This is a genomic window from Vibrio sp. S11_S32, from assembly GCF_014694465.1.
Lineage (GTDB): Bacteria > Pseudomonadota > Gammaproteobacteria > Enterobacterales > Vibrionaceae > Vibrio > Vibrio algicola.
This window is the reverse complement of record NZ_JAAUWS010000016.1, coordinates 38,665-59,266: the sequence shown is the minus strand read 5'-3', so window position 1 is coordinate 59,266 and position 20,602 is coordinate 38,665. Positions and strand designations below refer to the sequence as shown.

Sequence of the window (20,602 nt, the reverse complement as noted above, 5' to 3'; positions counted from 1 at the left end):
AATAAATTGAAACTTTACTTCATTTCTTTCGCAAAGAAGGCGCTGGCTTTTTTTAGGATCTCTTTCTCCATTCTAAGCTGCTTTACTTCCTTTCTCAGAGCCATTAATTCCGTTTTTTCATCTGCGTTGACAGATGAATTATTGAGTTCGTCAGCCTTCTGCTTCCAAGTGTAAAGCAGGTTTTGTGATACTCCCAACGCATCAGCAGCTTGGGCGACAGAATACCCTTGTTCGGTAATAAGGCCGATTGCCTCTTCTTTAAATTCTTTCGTATAAGTTCGATATTGACGTTTTGTATTCATATTCACCTCGATTGATTATCGTATTATCCACAATCAAGGTGTCCAGATCGATTAGACCAGAATAGTTAATGGTTGCGAAAGATGTATATAAATAACTTGCTTCTTATTGAGTGTTTCCTCAATTTTGTTAACTTATGATTGTAATCGAAATGACTGACGCTATTATAAAGCAATAAGTAGTTGCAGTTTTTGCTCGTTCAATGAGACGAAATTGTTGGTTTTGTATGCCGACCCTGCACATATACGTCACCAACGGATGGTGAACTTAAGACAAGGAGTCGTCTTTGATGACCGCTGAACCTGAACTTAATATAAAAGATCTGCATAAAACCTTTGGACAAAATGAAGTTCTTAAAGGTATCTCTTTATCCGCCAATCAAGGTGATGTTATCTCAATCATTGGATCTTCCGGTTCCGGCAAGAGCACCTTCTTACGTTGTATTAATTTACTTGAAACCCCAACTTCAGGTGAGGTATGGGTTAAAGGTGAATTAATACAAATGAAAGATAATCGTCAAGGTGAGTCCATTCCTGCCAGCGATAAACAAGTTCAACGTATTCGTTCGCGTCTTGCTATGGTATTTCAAGGCTTTAATTTATGGTCGCATTTAACGGTACTTGAAAATGTGATCGAAGCACCCGTTCATGTTCTTGGTATCCCTAAAGCACAAGCGATTGAAAATGCAGAACTATTGCTAAAGAAAGTAGGATTGTATGATCGTAAAAATTACTATCCAGGGCATTTATCCGGTGGACAACAACAACGCGCCGCTATTGCTCGTGCTTTAGCGGTTGATCCGGAAGTCATGTTATTTGATGAACCCACCTCGGCGCTTGACCCTGAATTGGTTGGAGAAGTGTTGGGCGTAATGCGTGATTTAGCCGAAGAAGGCCGAACGATGTTAGTGGTGACCCATGAAATGGCGTTTGCTCGTGATGTTTCTAGTCATGTTATGTTCCTTCACCAAGGAGTAGTTGAAGAAGAAGGACATCCTGAAAAAATATTTACTAATCCAGAATCAGAACGCTTTAAACAATTTATCTCGTCAGTGTATTAACGCTAACGGATCGGTTTATTTGTCGAGCAATGATAAATCTATCCAACGGCCACCGTTAATCGCGGTAATCATTCAATATAATGCTAATTTAGCGTTATATGAATAACAGGTCACTTGACCTAAATAGCAGCACCATAATAAAAAACAGATGCTCAAACTGAAGAGTATTACGTAATAATCACAGGAGTATGGATATGAAAAAGTGGTTTTTAGTTGCGGCAATCGCAGCAACAGCGGTGTCAGGTATCGCACAAGCCAAGGATTGGAAAACAGTGCGCTTTGCAACAGAAGGCGCTTACCCTCCATTTAACTACACTAAAGCTGATGGTTCATTAGCCGGTTTTGATGTCGATCTTGCCAACGCCATCTGTAAAGAGATGGAAGCGCAATGTAAAATTATGGCGCAAGATTGGGATGGTATAATTCCAGCGTTACTCGCACGTAAATACGATGCCATTATTGCGGGTATGTCTATTACCGAAGAGCGTAAAAAGAAAGTGGGCTTTACTCATAAGTACGCGTTGATCCCAAATAAATTTATTGCCAAGAAAGGCGCCGATTTAACCTTTACTAAAGAGGGACTTAAGGGCGTGAAAATAGGGGTGCAGCGTTCAACCACTCATGATCAATACATTGAAGATAACTATAAAGGTATCGTCGATGTCTCTCGCTACGGCACCTTTGATGAAGCTTACCTTGATCTTGAAAGTGGCCGTATTGACGCCGTATTTGGTGATGCATCAGCACTACAGAGCGGTATGCTAGATAAAGTCGAAGGTTATGAGTTTACTGGCCCATCATTAACCGATGAGAAATGGTTTGGTGACGGTTTTGGCATTGCGGTACGTAAACAAAACCAAGACTTAGCCGATCAAATTGATAAAGCGATTGCATCATTACGAGCCAAAGGTATTTATCAGAAAATTGCGGCTAAATACTTCGATTACGATGTTTACGGTAAATAAAACCGTTAACCCATTAAGAGGTTGTTTTCTGTTTATTTGGAACTCGACCTCTCATAAAATTAGACGCTTATGATATTTGATTTTTTACAAGGTTATGAAGAGACCATTTTAAAAGGCGCGATTGTAACCATTGAAGTTGCGGTGCTGTCTTTAGTAGTGGCAGTAATATTAGGTATGTTAGGCGCACTCGCTAAGTTATCGCCTTACCGTTGGGCACGAATGATTGCCACTTTGTATACCACGATTATCCGAGGGATCCCTGATCTGGTCTTGATGATGCTGATCTTTTTTGGTGGGCAAATTTTGCTCAATAATTCTCTTTATTCTTTGAATGAACAATTAAATGATTGGATGACAAGCTATAACACAGCGCATGAGTGGACGGCTTATTTACCCGATTATATTGATGTAAGTCCTTTTACTGCTGGTGTATTGACCATAGGTTTCATTTTTGGTGCTTACATGGCAGAAACCTTCCGTGGTGCTATTATGGCGGTGGATAAAGGTGAGCTAGAAGCGGCAAAAGCGTATGGAATGAGTGGCAGTCTAGCGTTTCGACGCATTTTATTACCACAAATGATCCGTCATGCTATCCCTGGTTTTGGCAATAACTGGTTGGTGTTATTAAAAACAACCGCGTTGGTCTCCATTATTGGTTTAGACGATATGGTGCGAGTGGGCGCATTGGCTGCCGGTTCAACCAAAATGCCTTTCACTTTTTACATGACGATCGCCGTTATCTTCTTATTTTTCACTAGTGTTTCAATTGCGTTGCTCAGGTTACTGGAACGCAAGTACACATTACATACGAGGTAAGGATGGATTTTTCAGTCATCATTGATAGCTTGCCTTTGTACTTAGAAGGCTTATGGACCACATTCTGGTTGGTGGGTTTATCGCTTATTATTGGTTTATTTATTGCTATTCCAGCGGGCGTGGCAAGAAGCAGTAAAAATAAATTAATCAACTTTCCTGTGTGGTGCTATAGCTACTTTTTTCGTGGTACGCCTTTATTGATCCAGTTATACCTGATTTATTACGGTATGAATCAATTTATGCAAGTCAAAGATACCTTGTGGGAGCATGCTTGGTTTTGTGCTTTAGTCGCTTTCGTTTTAAATACCGGAGCGTATACCGCCGAAATTATTGCAGGTGCGATTCGTGGCTTAGATAAAGGTGAGATAGAAGCCGCTAGAGCTTATGGTATGTCTAATTGGAAAGTGTATCGACGTATCATTCTACCGAGTGCCTTACGTCGAGCATTACCGGCATACAGTAACGAAGTCATTTTTATGCTACATGGTTCGGCGATTGCAGGTATTGTGACCGTAATGGATATCACCGGCGTAGCACGTTTAGTGAACTCAAGAACTTATGCGCCATTTGAAGCGTTCTTTACCGCTGGAGTGTTTTATATGATCTTAAGTATGTCGCTCATTTATGCGTTTAAATTAACCGAAAAACGATTACTGGCGTACACCAAACCATTAAGTTAAATGCCGATACTTACCTAGTCATAATGGCAATTATTTTGAGCATAGCTTAAGTTATAAACCAAAAGCGCCGACTTTAAATGTATTTAGAGTCGGCGCTTTTCTATTTTTATCTTTTGTTTTCTTTAATTTAATTTAATTTAATTTAATTTATTTAAATTCCGACCAAATTGGCGCGTGATCAGACGGCTTTTCAATGCCGCGTAATTCATAGTCGATCCCTGCATCAATACATTTAGCCGCCAGAGATGGGGTGGCTAAAATTACATCAATACGCAGGCCGCGGTTATCATCAAAGCCGCGTGAACGGTAATCAAACCACGAATATTGATCATCCACATTTGGGTGTAGGTTACGGAAAGTATCTTCAAACCCCCAATCCATTAATGTTTTCAACCATTGACGCTCTTCTGGCTGGAATGAACATTTACCGGTTTTTAGCCAGCGTTTAGCGTTCGGCTCACCAATACCAATGTCGAGATCAATTGGGCTAATGTTAATGTCACCCATCACGATCACTTGCTCTTCGTTGTTATGATTGGAGTTCAAGTGAGTCATTAAATCGGTGTAGAACTGGCGCTTATAAGGGTATTTAGTTTCATGGCTGATATTATCGCCTTGTGGGAAATATCCATTCATTACCGTTGTTTTTTGACCGGATGCATCTTCTAACGTCACCATGATCATGCGGCGTTGGTGCTCATCGGTATCGGTTGAAAAACCACGTTGTACTGCAACTGGTTTTTGTTTACACAGCATTGCCACGCCGTAATGGGCTTTTTGACCATGAAAATAAACGTGATAACCCATCGCTTCGACCGCTTCAACTGGAAACATTTCATCGTGAACTTTGATTTCTTGTAAGCCAATCACATCGGGTTGATGTTTATCAATAATGGCTTGCAGTTGATGAAGGCGGGCACGAAGGCCATTAATATTAAAGGAAATTACTTTCATTAGAATTCACTGTCCTGTGTTGGGTTTGTTCCATCTTAAAGAGATAAGTTCAAAAATAAAAGTGAGCGCGCTGATATTATTAGGCACGCTCACTTAATCGCTCGATTCTTTACCTAATCTTTATGTATTCAATATTGCAAGATCACTCAGTAAACCAATAACCACGGTTAAGCAACCTGATCAATAACTGCATTGCTTCAGGGAAGGCGGTTAATTGATTTAAAATTTTGTGATTAATCTCATCTTGCTCGGTAATAAACGGAATGAAGTTGAGCAAGCTTTCTTCGAGTTCAAATACCTCACCATTAACAAAAAGAGTGAGCGGATTGTTTTCATGGTACAGCGCGCGTAAGCCTTGCACTTTAAATAGGCTTTCACCCGACTCAATATGCTGCATAAACTCATCAATATCCCACTCATCTTCAGGCTGAACAATATTGAGTTGATGGCGTGATTGGCTCAGCATGCAACCTAAGAAGTTATTTAATAATTCTGGTTGTTGCGAAGCTTTTTGCAGCATGGAAATCATGATGTCAGCATCCGCGGTTTGGATCATGCCGTGCTTATCTTGTGCTTTTTGTTCAGGGTTGTGCAGGTGAACATCGCCAAGATCGCAAGCTAATACGTAATCGGCAAAATTGCTGACCAGTTCTTGCTCTTTTGGTGAGCGGTAACCAACCGAATAGCTCATTGAGGCTTCTAAAGCATAGCCATCGTGTGGGAAACCCGGTGGAATGTATAAGATGTCGCCCGGCTCTAATACATCATCAATAATTGCATCAAAACCTTCGATTTGACGCAGCGCTGAATGGCGACACACTTCTTGATATTGGCCTTCATCTTTAGCGCCGACACGCCAATGACGCTTACCTAAGCCTTGGCAAATAAATACATCATATTGATCGATATGCGGACCAACGCCGCCATCTGGCATGGCAAAGCTCACCATTAAGTCATCAAACAACCAACCCGGCATGCTTTTAAATGGTGCCAGCATATCGTTGGCTTGTGGGTGCCAATGGTTACTAGCTTGCACGATCAAAGACCAGTTAGTTTCGCCAAGCTCGGTAAATTTTTCTTCGCTAAATGGACCATGTTCAGCTTGCCAATCGTCATTTAAATTAGAAATAAAGCGCGAATCGATTTCTTCTTCCATCGCAAGACCGGCTAATTCGTCTGGGCTGATTGGATCGACAAAACCTTCTTCTGGAGTATTAAAGAAGAGACCGCCTTTGATGATGGTCGGTTTTTTCTGCCAATATTCAGTCAGAAATTCAGATAACGAAAATGATAATTGGTACATGGTAAGCCTTAGAAAAAGAGAAGCGAAACAGGGGCGCGATTGTAGCAGAAAAAGAAGAAAGGGAGTATTTATACCAATTAAAGTAATTATCAGATCATCTCATGACGTAGATTGGAATTAGAAATGGTTGAATTGAAAACAACAAAAAGGGCTAGCCTAAGCTAACCCTTTAGAAAGAAACGGCGGGAATAATTAAAGCTGATCAGTCAACTTTATTGCATCGCCAATGTAGTTAGCGGGTGTCATCAGTTTAAGACGCGCTTTTTCATCTTCAGGGATCTCTAGCCCATCGATGAATGCACGCATGCCTTCGCCATCAACACGCTTACCACGAGTCAGTTCTTTTAACTTCTCGTAAGGTTTTTCAATACCGTAACGACGCATCACAGTTTGTACTGGTTCGGCTAATACTTCCCAGTTTTTATCTAGCTCTGCTTCTAGCGCGGCGCGGTTAACTTCAAGCTTGCTAATACCACGCATTACTGAAGAATAAGCGATTACTGCATAGCCACAACCAACGCCTAAGTTACGTAGAACGGTGGAGTCGGTAAGGTCGCGCTGCCAGCGGGAAATCGGCAGTTTTTGCGCCAAATGACCAAAGATAGCATTGGCCAAACCAAGGTTACCTTCTGAGTTTTCAAAATCGATTGGGTTAACTTTATGCGGCATGGTTGAAGAACCAATTTCGCCCGCAATCGTTCTTTGCTTGAAGTGACCCAGTGCAATGTAGCCCCAAATATCACGATCGAAATCGATCAAGATAGTGTTGAAACGTGCTATAGCATCGAATAACTCAGCAATGTAATCATGCGGTTCGATTTGAGTGGTGTATGGGTTCCAATCAACGCCAAGAGATTGAGTAATGAACTCTTCGCTGAATGAATGCCAATCAAGCTCTGGGTAGGCAGAGATGTGTGCGTTGTAGTTACCAACAGCGCCGTTGATTTTCGCTAGGATTTCAACGTTAGCGATTTGCTTGTATTGACGCTCCATACGGTATGCTACGTTAGCCATTTCTTTACCCATAGTAGAAGGTGAAGCAGGCTGGCCGTGGGTGCGAGACAATAAAGGAATATCACGGTATTCCACCGAAAGGCCTTTAATCGCATCAATCACAGTACGGATTTGCGGTAAGATCACTTGGTTGCGTGCTTCTTTAAGCATTAAAGCATGTGAGGTGTTGTTGATATCTTCAGAAGTACAAGCAAAGTGAATGAATTCATTGACCGCGTGCAGTTCTGGCATTGCTGCCACTTTTTCTTTCAGGAAATACTCAACCGCTTTGACATCGTGGTTGGTGGTGCTTTCAATCGTTTTGATACGGTTAGCATCTTCTTCTGAGAAGTTAGCCGCCAGGTTATCAAGGTATTGATTGGCTTCATCACTAAAAGCTGGCACTTCTGCAATGGCTGCTGTGGCGGCAAGCTTTTGTAACCAGCGAATTTCAACGATAGTACGGTATTTAAGTAAACCGTACTCACTGAAGATTTCGCGTAACGCAATCGTTTTACTTCCGTAACGGCCGTCTACCGGTGAAACAGCAGTCAATGCTGACAACTCCATGTGGATCTCCTGAATTAAGTTTTAGTGTGTTTAAATTTGAGGTGAATTGGGTATTGGTTTTTCTTATTATTATGTTAATTAGGTTTTTTATGCACGCGCTAATAAAATTTTCGCTTGTTCGACCATTTTTTTGCGGCCTAACAATAAATGACGACGCTTACCGCCCACTTGACGCCACAATACCGCGCAACGCATGCCGGCTAATAATAGCGCTCGCACTTTATGTTGGTTAGTGGTTTGTTGTAATACGGCTGGCGTTCCCGCAATTTGAATGCGCGGGCCAACAGGGCTTATCACATCTAAATAGACGCTGGCTAAGTTGCTGATTATTTGGTCGTCGAGTGAATCGAAATGTTCGGTTTGGCGAGAGACGGTTTCTAGGCGATCGCCCAGTTGCGTCATGGCATCAGAACGAGCATTGAGCTTACGTTCTAGCGACATAATGCTGATAATGTAACGTGTCGCTTCGGTACCACTTGGGCTATTGTCGATGCCTTTAATTAAGGTTTCTAAGCCAAGTTTTAAATTGGATTCATCGCCAAACACATCTAAGGTGCTGCTTGGATTCATATTAACGATGGTTTTTAATGTTGCTTCAAACGCGTCGTCGTCACAATGCCCGTTTTTCGCCACCTGTTGAACAAGTGCGACGGCTTGGCAGATCCCTGCAAACGCTAAGGTACGGTCATAAAGTGTTTGTGCCACGTGTCGATCTCCAATTGAAACTTATAAATAGGGCCTCCGAATAGGAAGCCCAAAATGATAATGACTTAAAGTCGAGCCTCGATGATACCACCACCAAGGCAAACTTCGCCACTGTAGAACACCGCCGATTGTCCAGGGGTGACGGCAACTTGTGGTTGATCGAAAATAACTCGAATGCTTGGGTTATCTTCTGAAGTGGTTGCGTCCATCGGCTCAATGGTACAGGCAATGTCTTGTTGGCGGTAACGCGTTTTCACTGTGCAACGTAGCGGCTCGGTGATCGCCGTGCGATCAACCCAATCCAATTGAGCGGCGATTAAACCGGTTGATTTTAATAGTGGATGCTCGCCACCTTGAACTGCAATTAATACGTTCCGTTTTAAATCTTTTTCTGCAACATACCAAGGTTCTTCGTTACCACCGCCGCCTTTTTGGCCGCCAATGTGTAAACCTTTACGTTGGCCTAAGGTGTGGTACATCAAACCTTGATGCTCGCCAATCACTTGACCTTCTGGGGTTTCAATTTTACCGGGTTGCGCCGGTAAGTAACGTGATAAGAATTCAGTAAATTTGCGCTCACCAATAAAGCAGATGCCGGTAGAATCTTTTTTCTTGGCGGTGATCAAATCTTGCTCTTCAGCAATACGGCGAACTTCGGGTTTTTCAAGCTCACCGACAGGGAATAAACTGCGCGCCACTTGCTCATGGCTAAGGGTATATAAGAAGTAACTTTGATCTTTATTATTGTCGATGCCACGCAGCATTTTCGGCAAGATGCCAGCCGCTTGTTCTTCGACTGTCGGGAAGGTGCGACGCACATAATGACCCATCGCAATAAAATCGGCATCAAGTACTTCATCGGCAAATTCTAAGAAGGCTTTAAATTTGATTTCTTTGTTGCACAAAATATCAGGATTTGGAGTACGACCGGCTTTGTATTCGGCTAAGAAATACTCAAACACGTTGTCCCAATATTCAGCAGCAAAATTAATGGTATGTAAGTGGATACCGAGTTTGTCACATACAGCCTGAGCATCGGCTAGATCTTCCGCCGCAGTACAATATTCTTCGTTATCATCTTCTTCCCAATTTTTCATGAAAAGGCCTTCAACTTGATAGCCTTGCTGTTGAAGAAGGTAAGCTGAAACGGATGAATCTACACCACCGGACATTCCGACGATGACTTTTTTATCACTATTTGGGGACTTTTGGCTGTTATCTGACATGTATGACTACCACTTAATTTATCTGGGGCGAATTCTAACAGAAAGTTAGCAGTGGTTACACCTTTCTTAATGGCGATTTTGTTACGCTTAACCTAGGTAATATTGTCGTTATAACACTTGATATTGACCTGGCTGCAAGTCACCTAATGTCCAATCACCAATCGAATAACGAATTAAACGTAGGGTAGGGAAACCAATATTGGCGGTCATACGACGTACTTGACGATTACGCCCTTCAATAATGGTGATAGCAAGCCAAGTAGTTGGAATCGATGCACGAAAACGCACTGGCGGATCGCGCTCTTCAATGTGGGGTATCGGCATGAGTCCAACTTTAGCGGGCAAAGTCATACCATCTTTAAGTTCGACCCCACGGCGCAATTTATCGAGGTCACTCTCGCTTGGCGCACCTTCGACTTGAACCCAATAGGTTTTCGGTGATTTAGATTGTGGTTGGGTGATTTTAGCTTGCAAAATACCATCATTGGTGAGGATTAATAACCCTTCGCTATCACGATCTAAACGCCCCGCAGCATACACTTCTTTTATATCAATAAAATCGGCTAAGGTTTTGCGACCTTCACCGTCGGTAAACTGGCTTAAAGTGTCATAAGGCTTGTTAAATAAAACCACTTTACGTTCGGCGGCGCTTATTCTACGAGGTGCATTTTTATTCGGCGGCTTTTTTTTGAAAACGCGGGCTGAATTTTGCTTGTTGTTGGAACGGTTCGGTCGACCTTTAGTGGTCGGATGTGTTTGAATGTTATCCGAACCTTTTGATGCTTTATGGCTGCGTGATGGGGTCGACATGTTAAGTACCTTAAAAAATGTATTGACTAATAAACTCGGTGAGATATAACTAGAAGCCTTGGTATTACTGAATTCATGGTTACTCGAGAGGATGGCCAGAAAGCAATAATTCAAACGTTTTTAATTATCTGATGTTACTTGAAGTGTCACATGAAACGCGAGTAACACGACCATCGAGACGACACTATGAAGCTAATCAAGAAGCACTTAGATGCTATCGAGCGCAACGGAAAACTTGTGCAATACACAGAAGACAGCCTAACTTTTCGCATGACACCGGCCGGACATAAAAGTTGGCAGTTTCGGTATAAATCGCCTGTTACTCACAAAATCAGATTACTTAAGATCGCAGATTATCACATTCTAACGATCACACAAGCACGCTCTATTTGTCGTGATTTGTTAGCTCAAGTAGCGGAAGGGCGAGATCCGCATATTTCGAAGGGTGGCAACATTCCTACACTTAACGAGTGCTTCGAACGCTGGTTAGTTGTTAGTAAGTTTAGTCCTCGGACTGAGCGAACTTATAGAAACATATGGGGCAACCATGCGGGTTATTTAAAGAGCGCGTTATACACGAAGATAGATAGACGTATGGTCATCGACTACGCAAGGGCAAACATTGAGTCGCACGACTTGAAGCGATTTTTCTATACGATAATTGCAGGTGTTACAAAGTGGTGTGAGTCCGAGTATTTAGATATTGATAGCTCACAATTTCAGGGATTGTTAAAGCTGGAACGCAAGCCAGACACAAAAGAAATGAAGTACATTACAGCGGACAGGTTGCCCGAATTTATTGGCGGGGTAAGCAAATGCGGGTTAGATGACAACCGCAAGATCGCGACCCTACTATTGTTAGTGTGGGGCGTTCGTATCCAGTCGTTGCTCAATATGAAATGGGGCGATATAGATCTCGCTGGTGGAGTTGCAACAATATACGAAACCAAAGTTAATACAGTCGTTAGAATTCATATAACTGAGTTAGTAAAGGGTTGGTTTGAGTCTATGCAAAACGGTAGACAGCAGCCAGATCATTATATATTTCACGCTAGACGTAACTTAGAGAAGCCGCGAGATCGGCAGTTTATAACTAGTGTTTATGATGCGATAAACGAGACAGAGACGACCCCGCACCGGTTACGTTATACGTTTAGTTCAGTGCTGAATACAGCAGGTTTTGACCCACTAATGATTGAAACGTGTTTGTCACACAAGGTAATGAGCGACATTAGTCGGATATATAATAAGGCTGATTACTTAGAACAACGCAAGCCCATTTATCAGTATATGAGTGATTTGGTGCAATGTGGCGGATATATTGAACGTGTTGAAATAGTCGAGGAAGTTAATAAAGAATGGCACCAGAGAAGGCTTAAGTTATGATTAGGGTAATAGCATTACTTTCTGTTTTTTCGCTGGTGGTGTTTATGCCGAGTGCGATCGGCAAGACTAACGGTATCGATAATGATAAAATTTTTATGACAATGAATGTAAAGATGAACGACAATAAAACGGTGTCAGCCACTATGCAATGCTACAACGATCAACTGATCAAGTAATCAATATACTTGCTAAAACATTAAAACAGGAGCAACACGATGGAACCTTTAGTACTAAAAATTTTACTTTGGCTAGCTGGTCTAATCATATCGCTATGGGTATTCTCATTCTCAGTATCAATGGGGATGAAGCGTCACTATAAATGGATGCAAACTCACGAGCGAGAAGAAGCTGAGTATGCGAAACGTAAAGCGTCGCGTGAAGAAAGAGAACGTGATGAGTCGGCTGACAAAAAAAAGAATGGTGAGCATTAATAAGTTAGCACTTATTTTGTGTTTTTTTGCTGGTGGTGCTCATGCTGCGCCCGATTTTTCAGCGTTGCGAGCGCAAACAGGAACCGCGCTTGTAAATGAAAACGGCGATCATGTTTTTGAACTAAGCGACGGGCGTCAGATTAAGCTTAAAACAGATAAAGCATTTAATGCAGCGCCTAAATTTGATTACAGCGTAAAGCTACCAGCAAAAACGAATACGCCAACCGATTATAGGGGCAAAAGATACGAAATTAGAACGAATACAGGCAAGCGTTTTTATATACGTGAGCAATAACATACGCAAGAAATTAAAAAGAAGTTAAAATAAGTATTGACTGTAAGTTGTTGATTTAGATCGATATTTTATAGTTTTTCTATGATATAGTGCGATCGTGATTTGGTCGCGCTAATCAATAAAAAAGATAACTCAGTAATAAACCCCGCGCGATCCGCTTTGCTTTTTGCATATAAGTCGGGGGGTTTATTACTGAGTTTTTTTGTATCTAAAGAAAAATAGCGGGCATTAACTGATTATGAAATTTTCTAACAGGCATGAAAAAAGCCGCTTTGGGGGCGGCTTTTCTTAACTACTTATAAGTGTAACTAGCAGATAACCACAACTACTAACTAACGGAACTATTATAACTCATGAGTAACTCAGCGCAAGCCAAGCAGATCGGAAAATCTGACTTTGCGATCAAAAATAAGGCGAATATCATCGCTATGCTACAAAGTGAAAAACCACCTTTTAGCAGTTTAGCTAATCAGATGCTAAAAAGTTGGAACCGCATCAAATCGAACGCATTAGAGCAAGTCAGTTTACCCCAAAGCATCGCCCAGGCCGCACACAAGAACCGTGATCAGTCAATTACTGGTGGATGTTTAAATGTCTTAAAGTGGGAAATGGGAACAGGTAAAACAAAAGATGCTGCTATCTACTGCAAGCAAGCACAAGACAACGGTCATATAGTCGTGTTTGTCGCGCCCACCATTTCATTAACTCGCAACGCCACCAGCCAATTCAATGGCGTCTATTATGACGAGCTAAAGAAGACCAAGACCGACCCAGTACCGCCAGCATTGAAGGCGAAAGGTATCCTTACTTGTGCGCCATCCGCACTATATAGCGAAGGCGTCGTTAATCAAACTATTCAAACGATAGCCCAAGATCACCCCGTCACATTAGTATTAGACGAGTTTACTATCATTCTAGAACGTGCCGCTCGTGAAAATGCGCTACATTCACTAGCAAATCTGATTCAGATTTCACACACGGTCGCGATCCTTGATGCTGATATTAACGAACAGACATTAATATTTTTAAAAAAGTGGTGCCCCGAGCAATACAAGACATTGAATCTATCCATTATCGAGAGTGAACATCAACGAAAGACAGTAGATGTTTATATTGCCGATCCCGACGTCCAGAAGAAGAAGAACACCCCGACGGCATACGATGGATTACTAGCCCAAATAGAAACCGATATTTTAAACGGTAAAAATGTATATGTAACTTGCGACACTGTAAGCAATGTAACCAAGATAGCCGAAATGCTAGACGAGATCGAAGACGTTAAGACGCTGCAAATATTCGCAAAGAACGAGGATAAAAAGTTATCGGCTGGACGAACTAAAAGTCAGATAATAGCCCAAGATAAATGGCTATCAGACCCTACCGAGGAATCATTAAAGTATCAGGCGGTTATTTGCTCACCTAGCGTCGGTTCAGGTGTATCCATTGAGAACGATCACTTTGATTGCGTATATGGCGTCTTTTCTGGTGGCATCGTTACCCCAAAACAGGCTAACCAGATGATCGCAAGGGTTCGAGAGGTGAAGCAAATAAAGCTTTGTGTTGCGTCTAATTTCGATGCAGAACTTCAAATAGATGCAGTAGACAAGCTACATGACACAGCCGAGGCGATCCAAGACACTTTAGGTATCGAGCAAGTATTAACTGATTTCGATAAGTTCAAAGCTCAACTTAAAGCAGTAGAAGACCATGCAGATTTAAACTGGTGGATCTCGTTAATCATACAGCTAATGTGGGCTAACTATGATGTGAACATCAAGGACGCACTAGGCAACACCCCCGAAGCGGTGCAAGCAATGGTATTTAGTGAGCAATTCAAAGCAGCGAAGAAGGCTAAGAAAGATCAGCTGGTGGCTGATTTAATGGCGGTGGCACAATTCAAATATGATGAGCTGCTACGCATGAATGAGCGTGAAAAGGAACTTTATAGCTATTTGCGAGTGATAGCCGAGGAATTGAAACTAGACCATGACGACATGAACGAGGGGATCATTAATACGTGTCTAACGGAAGGTGTAAGCGGTGTTCGCTACCATGTGAGGACAGCCAAGCAGCTATTTAAGGTGGCAAGCATGGACAAGGCACGAACAGCTAAACAAGTTAGCTTTATATTACGGGGCTGGTGGATGGATAGCATCAAACTGGATACCAAAGCACTACTAAATTGCGAGTCAGTAACAATTGATGCAGATCAAATAAAGCAAGCTATCGCTTCGGAACTTGGCAAAACGAAACTAAATAAAGCCACTGCATTACGCGATCTTGGTGTCCTAAATGGCTTAGGAATGGACAAGTATATAACCTTGCTGGAACGTGTCCAGAAGTCGAAAGGCGGCCAATTAAGGGCAGCACAACGAGCAGCCAAAGCCCACTTTGATAGCATGAAAATGGCGCAGATACTTAAGCAAATATTAGGTGAATGTTTCGAAGTTGAGAGCAAGCAAGATCGCTCTTCTCGTGATGGCAGCCAACAAATAACCATTATGATCAAGCCGGAATATAGCAATCTATTGGTAGTAAATGAGGACTATGAGCCACACATAAGCACCCTAGAAGGCGTGATCATTGATATTAATTCCGGTGTAAAAATGCGTAAAGCAGTAGCGGCAAATGGTGCAAATATTACTAAAAAATGGGGTTGGTTGGTGGATGATAAGAAGGCCATATTTACGCTAGATTTAGTCACTTTTCACCACAAAATAACGTGTTAATAAAATGTTAAATATGTTAAATTTCTGGTTTTTAGCTTGTCGCGAAATTTGCGTTTTTCGCGACAACGAAAATAGGCCATTTTTGGACAGTTTATTTTTAGTTATCAGGGAGTTACAAGTAAAAAACCGGTGTTGCTAAGATGCGGTAAATATTAATAATATACCGCATCTTAGCAACACGGCCTAAATCAACCATTTTTACGTGCTACAACATCGACGGACTTATTTTAATTTATTTTTACTTTTACTTTTACCGGCTGGTGGATCTCCTTCAAAAGCAATTACTCCTTTCTCACTGAATACCAAGATGTGCTAATGATAGAAACGTAGGTGAAAAAATAACCACACAGAAAGTCGTGATGATAAAATAACCCATCAAAAATTAAGAGGGTTTTATCATGGTTCTAATTCTGAACACAAACGAAATTAAACGTAAATCAATACGAGTGCATGACATAAACAATTTTATTGATGAACTGAAACAGGCAGGGTTCGATATCGCAGAGGAGCGCGTGATTGATACGAACACGCGCGAATGATGTCAGCAGTTACCGATCTTAAGCCACTAGTGATCATCGTGACGAATGAATACCAAGCCAAAAAGCTAACCGAGATTTTCAAGGATACCGGAGCATATCAAGTTCAAGTCGTAGAGCTGGCCGAGGCGTGATTATGAGCTGGCAGATTGAGGAAGACATCACGCAAGTCTCACACAACGCGGCCAAGCGTATAACGACGCTGGAGCTATCCGGTGACGTGCTGACAACACAGGAAACTAACCACACCGCAGCGTTTGCTTATGGCCTTGAAAGATTAACGAAAGGCCGCATGAGCCGTATTAGCGTTCTTAACGCCATCGAACATATCAGCAAGCAGCTAGACGCATCTATGAAGCGAGAGTTATATGCGTACATCACGATCACAGGGCTTGAGCGTTTAGCACTAGCAGAGCATGAAGTGGAGGAGATAGAACCGGATCCCGTGAAGCGAGTAGGCGAAGAGATTAAGCGATTAAAGCTATTGCTCAAGCGACGTAAGACCCTAAGCCATGACCGCGAGCAATCAATTAATCAATCAATCTATCAGCTAACAGCGTATCGCGAGAAGCTGAAAGACGAGGCAGCCGAGGCAATGCAACCAATCACTAAACAATCAGACCTCTTTAACGTTGGCCGTGGTGTATATATTCAGGTGTCACCGCACGATCTATCAAGACATAAGCGAGGGTTCGCAGTGAACGACAACAGCAACCAGAACAAGACGCTTCAAAGTCAGATTGATAAGCAAACGCACATGATTAAGACGTTGAGACTATCGACCGACGATGAGCCACCAGCACCGCGAAGAGGTCGTAAGTTATCAATGCCGCTGCTATCACTCGAAGCAAAGGAACAACGCACTATGACTATCAACATTACCAAAAGGAAAGAAGATGCTATTTAGTACGCAAGCCCTAAGACGAGCAGTATACGACGATCCCCGATGGCGCAAGCAGCGCATGACACTAATCAGACAAGCCGACTGGACATGCTGCTTATGCGACACACGTAGCCCATATAAAAACGGAAAAGGGTTAGTAGCTGATCACTATCCGGTGCCGTTGGCAGCATGTAAGACACCAGAAGAGGCCATGAACCCAAGTAACATTCGAATAGTTTGCAGGTCATGTCATAACAAAGTATGCAGTCGAGACGATAACGACTACAAGAATGGTGTTAAGCGTGGTAGCAGTCCAACAGGTGGAAGCTTAGACATCAATGATGATTGGTTTGATTACTAACTAAGCCACCAGTACACCACCACGTAAAGGCATCAAACGAGCGATATAAGAAGAGTTAGTTTTATTTAATAGCTGAGACCACCCCGCCACGGTTAGGTGCCTTAGAAGTGGGGAGGGGCACGAATAGGATATCATCATCATGTGCACGGAGCACAATATTAAGTTGGAAAAATGCCGCTTCCCTGAGAGGGGTTAATTTTGAAGTGTGAAATAGATAATTCAGGCGTAAAATAATGGTTTCACCATACCAGAACAATTTTTTAAGTCAATATTTATTTTAAATTTAAGGAATCAATATGGATAACAATCGAAACCGATCTGCGCAGAACATGCAACGCGATAATTTAGCTTATGCAGAAGTGATGGCGACAAAATGCCCTGAGCAGTTGAAAACAAAGGCGCAACAGACGATTTTTGAGAAGTACAAACGCGAGTTACTAAGCTTAAATTCGTCGGAACTGGCAACATTAACCGATCTATGTTTTGTCGAAGATCAGCTTAATGACGTTCAAAAACAAATGAGAAAACGCAACTTTGATTTTGTAATTACCACGGCAAGCGGTGCAGTAAAGCAGAACCCGCTTTTACAGATTGCAGATGCGTTATATACCCGAAAAATGAGCCTGTTTCGTAGCCTAAACTTGATCGCCAGCGGTAAGAATGAGTCTCAGGTACAACGAAAACGAGCAGCAGCAACAGCAGAACGCAACGAACCAACATATCGCCAGACAGTACAACCAAAGCCAAGCGGAAGTAAAAAACCATTGCCGGACTACATCAAACCGGTAAATAAATAAAAGGAATTGCTAATGCTGCATGTAAATGATGAACATCGCGATTATTACGATATGAAACAGATCGACAAGCTCAACAAAGGCCATTTTTCTAAGCGATTGTTAATGAACGCTCGTATTATTGAGCACGATATCGAAGTACCCGACAACATAGGCAGCCGTGACGACTTACTAGGATTTATCAATCACATTTCTGATCATGATATCGACGTCTACAAGTGCCGTTTTCTTATCGACGACATGAGCCATATTTGTAGCAAATCTCCTTTCATTTTAGGTGATCACGAGTTAAGGCTGGTTGGCAGTGGTCGCGAATACTTACTAGAGCTAGATTACATGAACGACTTTGCCGACATGCTACACGGCACTATGATTTATGAAATTTGGGGTGGTAAAAAGTGAAGAACCAACGGAGCCGGAGCAAAGCCAGAAGGCGCATTTTTTACCATAGCCGGTCGGACATATTCCCGAAAATGTCCGACCAGCGCATATACCACGGTCACACACTTTGCCGAAAGTGTGTGACCTAAAACAAAAGCGTGCGGTCTGTCACATAATTCGCCATCATAAGTGCAGAAAATAGATCCGAAAGCAGCTTTTCGCTGTACATGGGTGATATAGTGTATCTCATAGGGTTAAGAAGTGGTGTCACTGGCTCGCGTCCTATAAGGGTTCAACGTGAGCGGCTAGTTAGAAGTTGATCGAGCTACATGTATTTCTGCGGCTGCGGTTCGATTGGCGAAACAGTGACACCAACTTCTTAATCTTAATTTTCAATAAATAGGATTTAAGCAAAATGAAATTTACTTTAAACGCGATTGCATCAAGCGCAGTGGTCGATATTGATGGCGATATCATCGAAACGACAAGTTACGATGTCGATGAAATGAACGCTCGCGCGGCTGATATTCCAATTTTCAGTAACCACGTTTCTGGTACAACGATCGGGTATAACGAAAATTGGCGTATGAGATACAGCGGGAAGGCAAATGGCAATGTGCTTTGTTCGACTATGAATTTTGATGATCACTATGTGAATGGTGAGCAGTCACAGCGCGGCTTTGATAACGCAAAAAGTGGTGCGTGGAGTGCGGTCTCGATCGGCTTTAATGCTAAGCCTGACGGCGGCTATGACGTAATGAAAGACGCAAACGGAAACTTCCAAGGTTTGCGCTTCAAGAAGATTCATATTATTGAGCTAAGCGTGACCGCCATCGGTGCAAACCCTTTAGCAGTTATTCTAAAAAGCGAAGAAGCTATTGCTCTAATGAAGCGCATGAAATCGAACCAACAAAACGCCCCGATCACAATCGCTCAAGCCGCGCGGTGCAAGGGGATTACTAAACGCCAAGCCGCTATTGAGTGGCTCAAATCAATCGAAGAAAATGGAGCTTAAAATGAGCCGACAAATAGTATTAATTTCAGGCGGAGTTCCGTCTTATGCAATCAACAAAAGTGGTGCCGTTAAGTGTCTAGCACGTAACAAGCACCGGCCTGTTAGTGATGCAGAGTTCACTAAAGAACTATCGTCTGGGCGATATACACTGCGCGTGTTCAAAGGTGCAGAACTGACGATTAGCGAAATGTTGGATCGTGTTTAAGTTAACTGATTAGCACCATCTTTATATTAAATTTTAGGAAGTAAAAACTATGTCAAACATTGTAAAACAAGTGATCAAGCAAGCCGCATCACAGAAAGTTGGCGTGTTTAATAAATCGACTGTAAAGCCAATCACAAGCGGTGACGCGAATGTTAAGCCACTTGTGCGTGAACAGCTAGCGGCACTCAAGACTGAACAGAACGCATTCGCAGCAATGACTCTATTGAACCACCCAGCGATCCGAGTTGAACCTATTTCAATGGGTGGCAATCTTACGGTGCCACACGCGGCAACCAGTAGCGATAGTGCAATTTTTATGCCTGAGACCGCGAGAATGTGGCCTATGATTAAGGGAGTATCAACTGGCATAAAATTAAAGCGTCATACGATCGGAGCTATCACAGCGACTACAAATGAATTGTACAAAGCAAACGGTCATGCGCCCGAGTTTTTGACTGGTCTCGTTTCTGGTGCGGTTTCTAAAGGGTTAGAAGATGTATTTTTGGGCGTTCAAGCAGAAGATATCACTCGACCTGCAGGTATTTTGAATCCTACCAAGCTTCGCGGCGGTGCGGTTAAAGCTGTACCGAAAGCTGACGTTTCCGCTTTCGTGCTGGAAACTTACGGCGCGTTACTTGCAAAGTCTGATCATGTGTTTTTCATTGTCGATTCTAAGCAAGTCGGGAATGTTAGCAAAGCATTGGGTGAAGCTTATCTGCCACGCGAATCATATACGATTATCTCAAGTGAAGCGGCTAGTCTGGCTGGTGGGTTTATCGCACTAGGTTCGAGCAGCATCATTGGCGTATTTGACGCTGGATTTGGTATTGATATCGAACTTTCGGGGGCATGTTGCGCCCTAGCCGAAGACGGATCAGGTATTCAAGCGATTGCACAAGACCCGCGTCAACTAGCTACAGCATTAATGCAAAGTGGCACCATCCACTTATCAGCATTTCAGCAAGATTTAACGGTGATTAAAGCCACGGCTGCAATTAGCTGGAATATCGTTGATGCGTCTATTGTTGCCGCCACTATTAGCTAGTTAGCAAAGCATTACAGCGTCACATGTATTTAAAGGCTATCCAGTACGGGTAGCCTTTTTTATTAGAGTCGGATAGACAAGAGATTTGCTATACATCACAGATCTGCAATGTCACCCCGTATGTCACTCGGGCGTTATTTGTAGAGGTTAAAACATTGA

General features: G+C 42.4%; 23 protein-coding genes and 1 pseudogene. 17 read left to right on the top strand and 7 right to left on the bottom strand.

Annotated features, from left to right (window positions below; genetic code table 11):
* Window positions 1–128: 128 nt before the first annotated feature.
* A pseudogene (locus HC723_RS17890) lies at window positions 129–302 on the bottom strand (transposase); the annotation flags it as partial.
* Window positions 303–589: 287 nt separating this feature from the next.
* Here HC723_RS17890 and HC723_RS09960 point away from each other — a divergent pair.
* The 4 genes from HC723_RS09960 (at window position 590) to HC723_RS09945 (ending at window position 3,821) form a co-directional block, all read left to right on the top strand.
* The gene (locus HC723_RS09960) at window positions 590–1,360 is read left to right on the top strand and encodes an ABC transporter ATP-binding protein (RefSeq protein WP_190338961.1); all 771 of its coding nucleotides are present in this window, start codon (window positions 590–592) and stop codon (window positions 1,358–1,360) included.
* A 194-nt stretch (window positions 1,361–1,554) separates the two neighbouring features.
* The gene (locus HC723_RS09955; protein ID WP_153446882.1) at window positions 1,555–2,325 is read left to right on the top strand and encodes an ABC transporter substrate-binding protein; all 771 of its coding nucleotides are present in this window, start codon (window positions 1,555–1,557) and stop codon (window positions 2,323–2,325) included.
* Between the two features lie 69 nt (window positions 2,326–2,394).
* Entirely contained in the window at window positions 2,395–3,141 is a 747-nt protein-coding gene (locus tag HC723_RS09950) for an ABC transporter permease (RefSeq protein WP_194704529.1), read from the top strand.
* 2 nt (window positions 3,142–3,143) lie between these two features.
* Complete coding sequence (locus HC723_RS09945) at window positions 3,144–3,821, top strand: ABC transporter permease (RefSeq protein WP_153446883.1); 678 nt, start codon at window positions 3,144–3,146, stop codon at window positions 3,819–3,821.
* Window positions 3,822–3,968: 147 nt separating this feature from the next.
* Here the strand turns inward: HC723_RS09945 and xthA are convergent, their stop codons facing one another.
* The 6 genes from xthA to HC723_RS09915 all read right to left on the bottom strand — a co-directional run bounded on the left by xthA (window position 3,969) and on the right by HC723_RS09915 (window position 10,382).
* A complete protein-coding gene (gene xthA, locus HC723_RS09940; protein WP_190338960.1) occupies window positions 3,969–4,775 on the bottom strand; it encodes an exodeoxyribonuclease III in 807 nt (268 codons plus the stop codon).
* A gap of 142 nt (window positions 4,776–4,917) precedes the next feature.
* Entirely contained in the window at window positions 4,918–6,078 is a 1,161-nt protein-coding gene (locus tag HC723_RS09935; protein ID WP_190338959.1) for a ribosomal protein uL16 3-hydroxylase, read from the bottom strand.
* Between the two features lie 192 nt (window positions 6,079–6,270).
* The gene (gene purB, locus HC723_RS09930) at window positions 6,271–7,641 is read right to left on the bottom strand and encodes an adenylosuccinate lyase (RefSeq protein ID WP_153446929.1); all 1,371 of its coding nucleotides are present in this window, start codon (window positions 7,639–7,641) and stop codon (window positions 6,271–6,273) included.
* Between the two features lie 87 nt (window positions 7,642–7,728).
* Window positions 7,729–8,346, bottom strand: coding sequence for a high frequency lysogenization protein HflD (gene hflD, locus HC723_RS09925; protein WP_190338958.1), 618 nt, complete (start codon window positions 8,344–8,346; stop codon window positions 7,729–7,731).
* A 65-nt stretch (window positions 8,347–8,411) separates the two neighbouring features.
* On the bottom strand, window positions 8,412–9,572 hold the full coding sequence (gene mnmA, locus HC723_RS09920; protein ID WP_153446931.1) for a tRNA 2-thiouridine(34) synthase MnmA: 1,161 nt from the start codon (window positions 9,570–9,572) through the stop codon (window positions 8,412–8,414).
* A gap of 108 nt (window positions 9,573–9,680) precedes the next feature.
* Window positions 9,681–10,382, bottom strand: a complete 702-nt coding sequence (locus tag HC723_RS09915; RefSeq protein WP_153446932.1) for a pseudouridine synthase — start codon at window positions 10,380–10,382, stop codon at window positions 9,681–9,683.
* 186 nt (window positions 10,383–10,568) lie between these two features.
* Between HC723_RS09915 and HC723_RS09910 the strand changes: the two genes are divergently transcribed.
* The 13 genes from HC723_RS09910 to HC723_RS09855 all read left to right on the top strand — a co-directional run bounded on the left by HC723_RS09910 (window position 10,569) and on the right by HC723_RS09855 (window position 20,443).
* A complete protein-coding gene (locus HC723_RS09910) occupies window positions 10,569–11,768 on the top strand; it encodes a tyrosine-type recombinase/integrase (protein WP_190338957.1) in 1,200 nt (399 codons plus the stop codon).
* The gene (locus tag HC723_RS09905) at window positions 11,765–11,944 is read left to right on the top strand and encodes a hypothetical protein (RefSeq protein WP_190338956.1); all 180 of its coding nucleotides are present in this window, start codon (window positions 11,765–11,767) and stop codon (window positions 11,942–11,944) included. Before HC723_RS09910 ends, HC723_RS09905 begins: the two co-directional genes overlap by 4 nt.
* A gap of 39 nt (window positions 11,945–11,983) precedes the next feature.
* Window positions 11,984–12,199, top strand: coding sequence for a hypothetical protein (locus HC723_RS09900; RefSeq protein ID WP_190338955.1), 216 nt, complete (start codon window positions 11,984–11,986; stop codon window positions 12,197–12,199).
* The gene (locus HC723_RS09895; RefSeq protein ID WP_190338954.1) at window positions 12,162–12,494 is read left to right on the top strand and encodes a hypothetical protein; all 333 of its coding nucleotides are present in this window, start codon (window positions 12,162–12,164) and stop codon (window positions 12,492–12,494) included. The genes HC723_RS09900 and HC723_RS09895 overlap by 38 nt, the downstream gene beginning before the upstream one ends.
* Before the next feature lie 353 nt (window positions 12,495–12,847).
* Window positions 12,848–15,223, top strand: coding sequence for a hypothetical protein (locus HC723_RS09890; RefSeq protein WP_190338953.1), 2,376 nt, complete (start codon window positions 12,848–12,850; stop codon window positions 15,221–15,223).
* Between the two features lie 535 nt (window positions 15,224–15,758).
* Window positions 15,759–15,893 (top strand): hypothetical protein, encoded by a 135-nt coding sequence (locus HC723_RS17700; RefSeq protein WP_274601936.1) that lies wholly within the window; start codon window positions 15,759–15,761, stop codon window positions 15,891–15,893.
* 2 nt (window positions 15,894–15,895) lie between these two features.
* A complete protein-coding gene (locus HC723_RS09885; protein ID WP_190338952.1) occupies window positions 15,896–16,666 on the top strand; it encodes a hypothetical protein in 771 nt (256 codons plus the stop codon).
* The gene (locus tag HC723_RS09880) at window positions 16,656–17,003 is read left to right on the top strand and encodes a hypothetical protein (protein WP_190338951.1); all 348 of its coding nucleotides are present in this window, start codon (window positions 16,656–16,658) and stop codon (window positions 17,001–17,003) included. The genes HC723_RS09885 and HC723_RS09880 overlap by 11 nt, the downstream gene beginning before the upstream one ends.
* 296 nt (window positions 17,004–17,299) lie before the next feature.
* The gene (locus tag HC723_RS09875; protein WP_190338950.1) at window positions 17,300–17,800 is read left to right on the top strand and encodes a hypothetical protein; all 501 of its coding nucleotides are present in this window, start codon (window positions 17,300–17,302) and stop codon (window positions 17,798–17,800) included.
* Window positions 17,801–17,812: 12 nt separating this feature from the next.
* On the top strand, window positions 17,813–18,199 hold the full coding sequence (locus HC723_RS09870; protein WP_190338949.1) for a hypothetical protein: 387 nt from the start codon (window positions 17,813–17,815) through the stop codon (window positions 18,197–18,199).
* A gap of 394 nt (window positions 18,200–18,593) precedes the next feature.
* On the top strand, window positions 18,594–19,193 hold the full coding sequence (locus tag HC723_RS09865; protein WP_190338948.1) for an HK97 family phage prohead protease: 600 nt from the start codon (window positions 18,594–18,596) through the stop codon (window positions 19,191–19,193).
* Window position 19,194: 1 nt separating this feature from the next.
* Complete coding sequence (locus tag HC723_RS09860) at window positions 19,195–19,398, top strand: hypothetical protein (protein ID WP_190338947.1); 204 nt, start codon at window positions 19,195–19,197, stop codon at window positions 19,396–19,398.
* A gap of 49 nt (window positions 19,399–19,447) precedes the next feature.
* Window positions 19,448–20,443: a hypothetical protein gene (locus tag HC723_RS09855; RefSeq protein WP_190338946.1), complete on the top strand. Its 996-nt coding sequence runs from the start codon at window positions 19,448–19,450 to the stop codon at window positions 20,441–20,443.
* The last annotated feature ends 159 nt before the right edge of the window (window positions 20,444–20,602 follow it).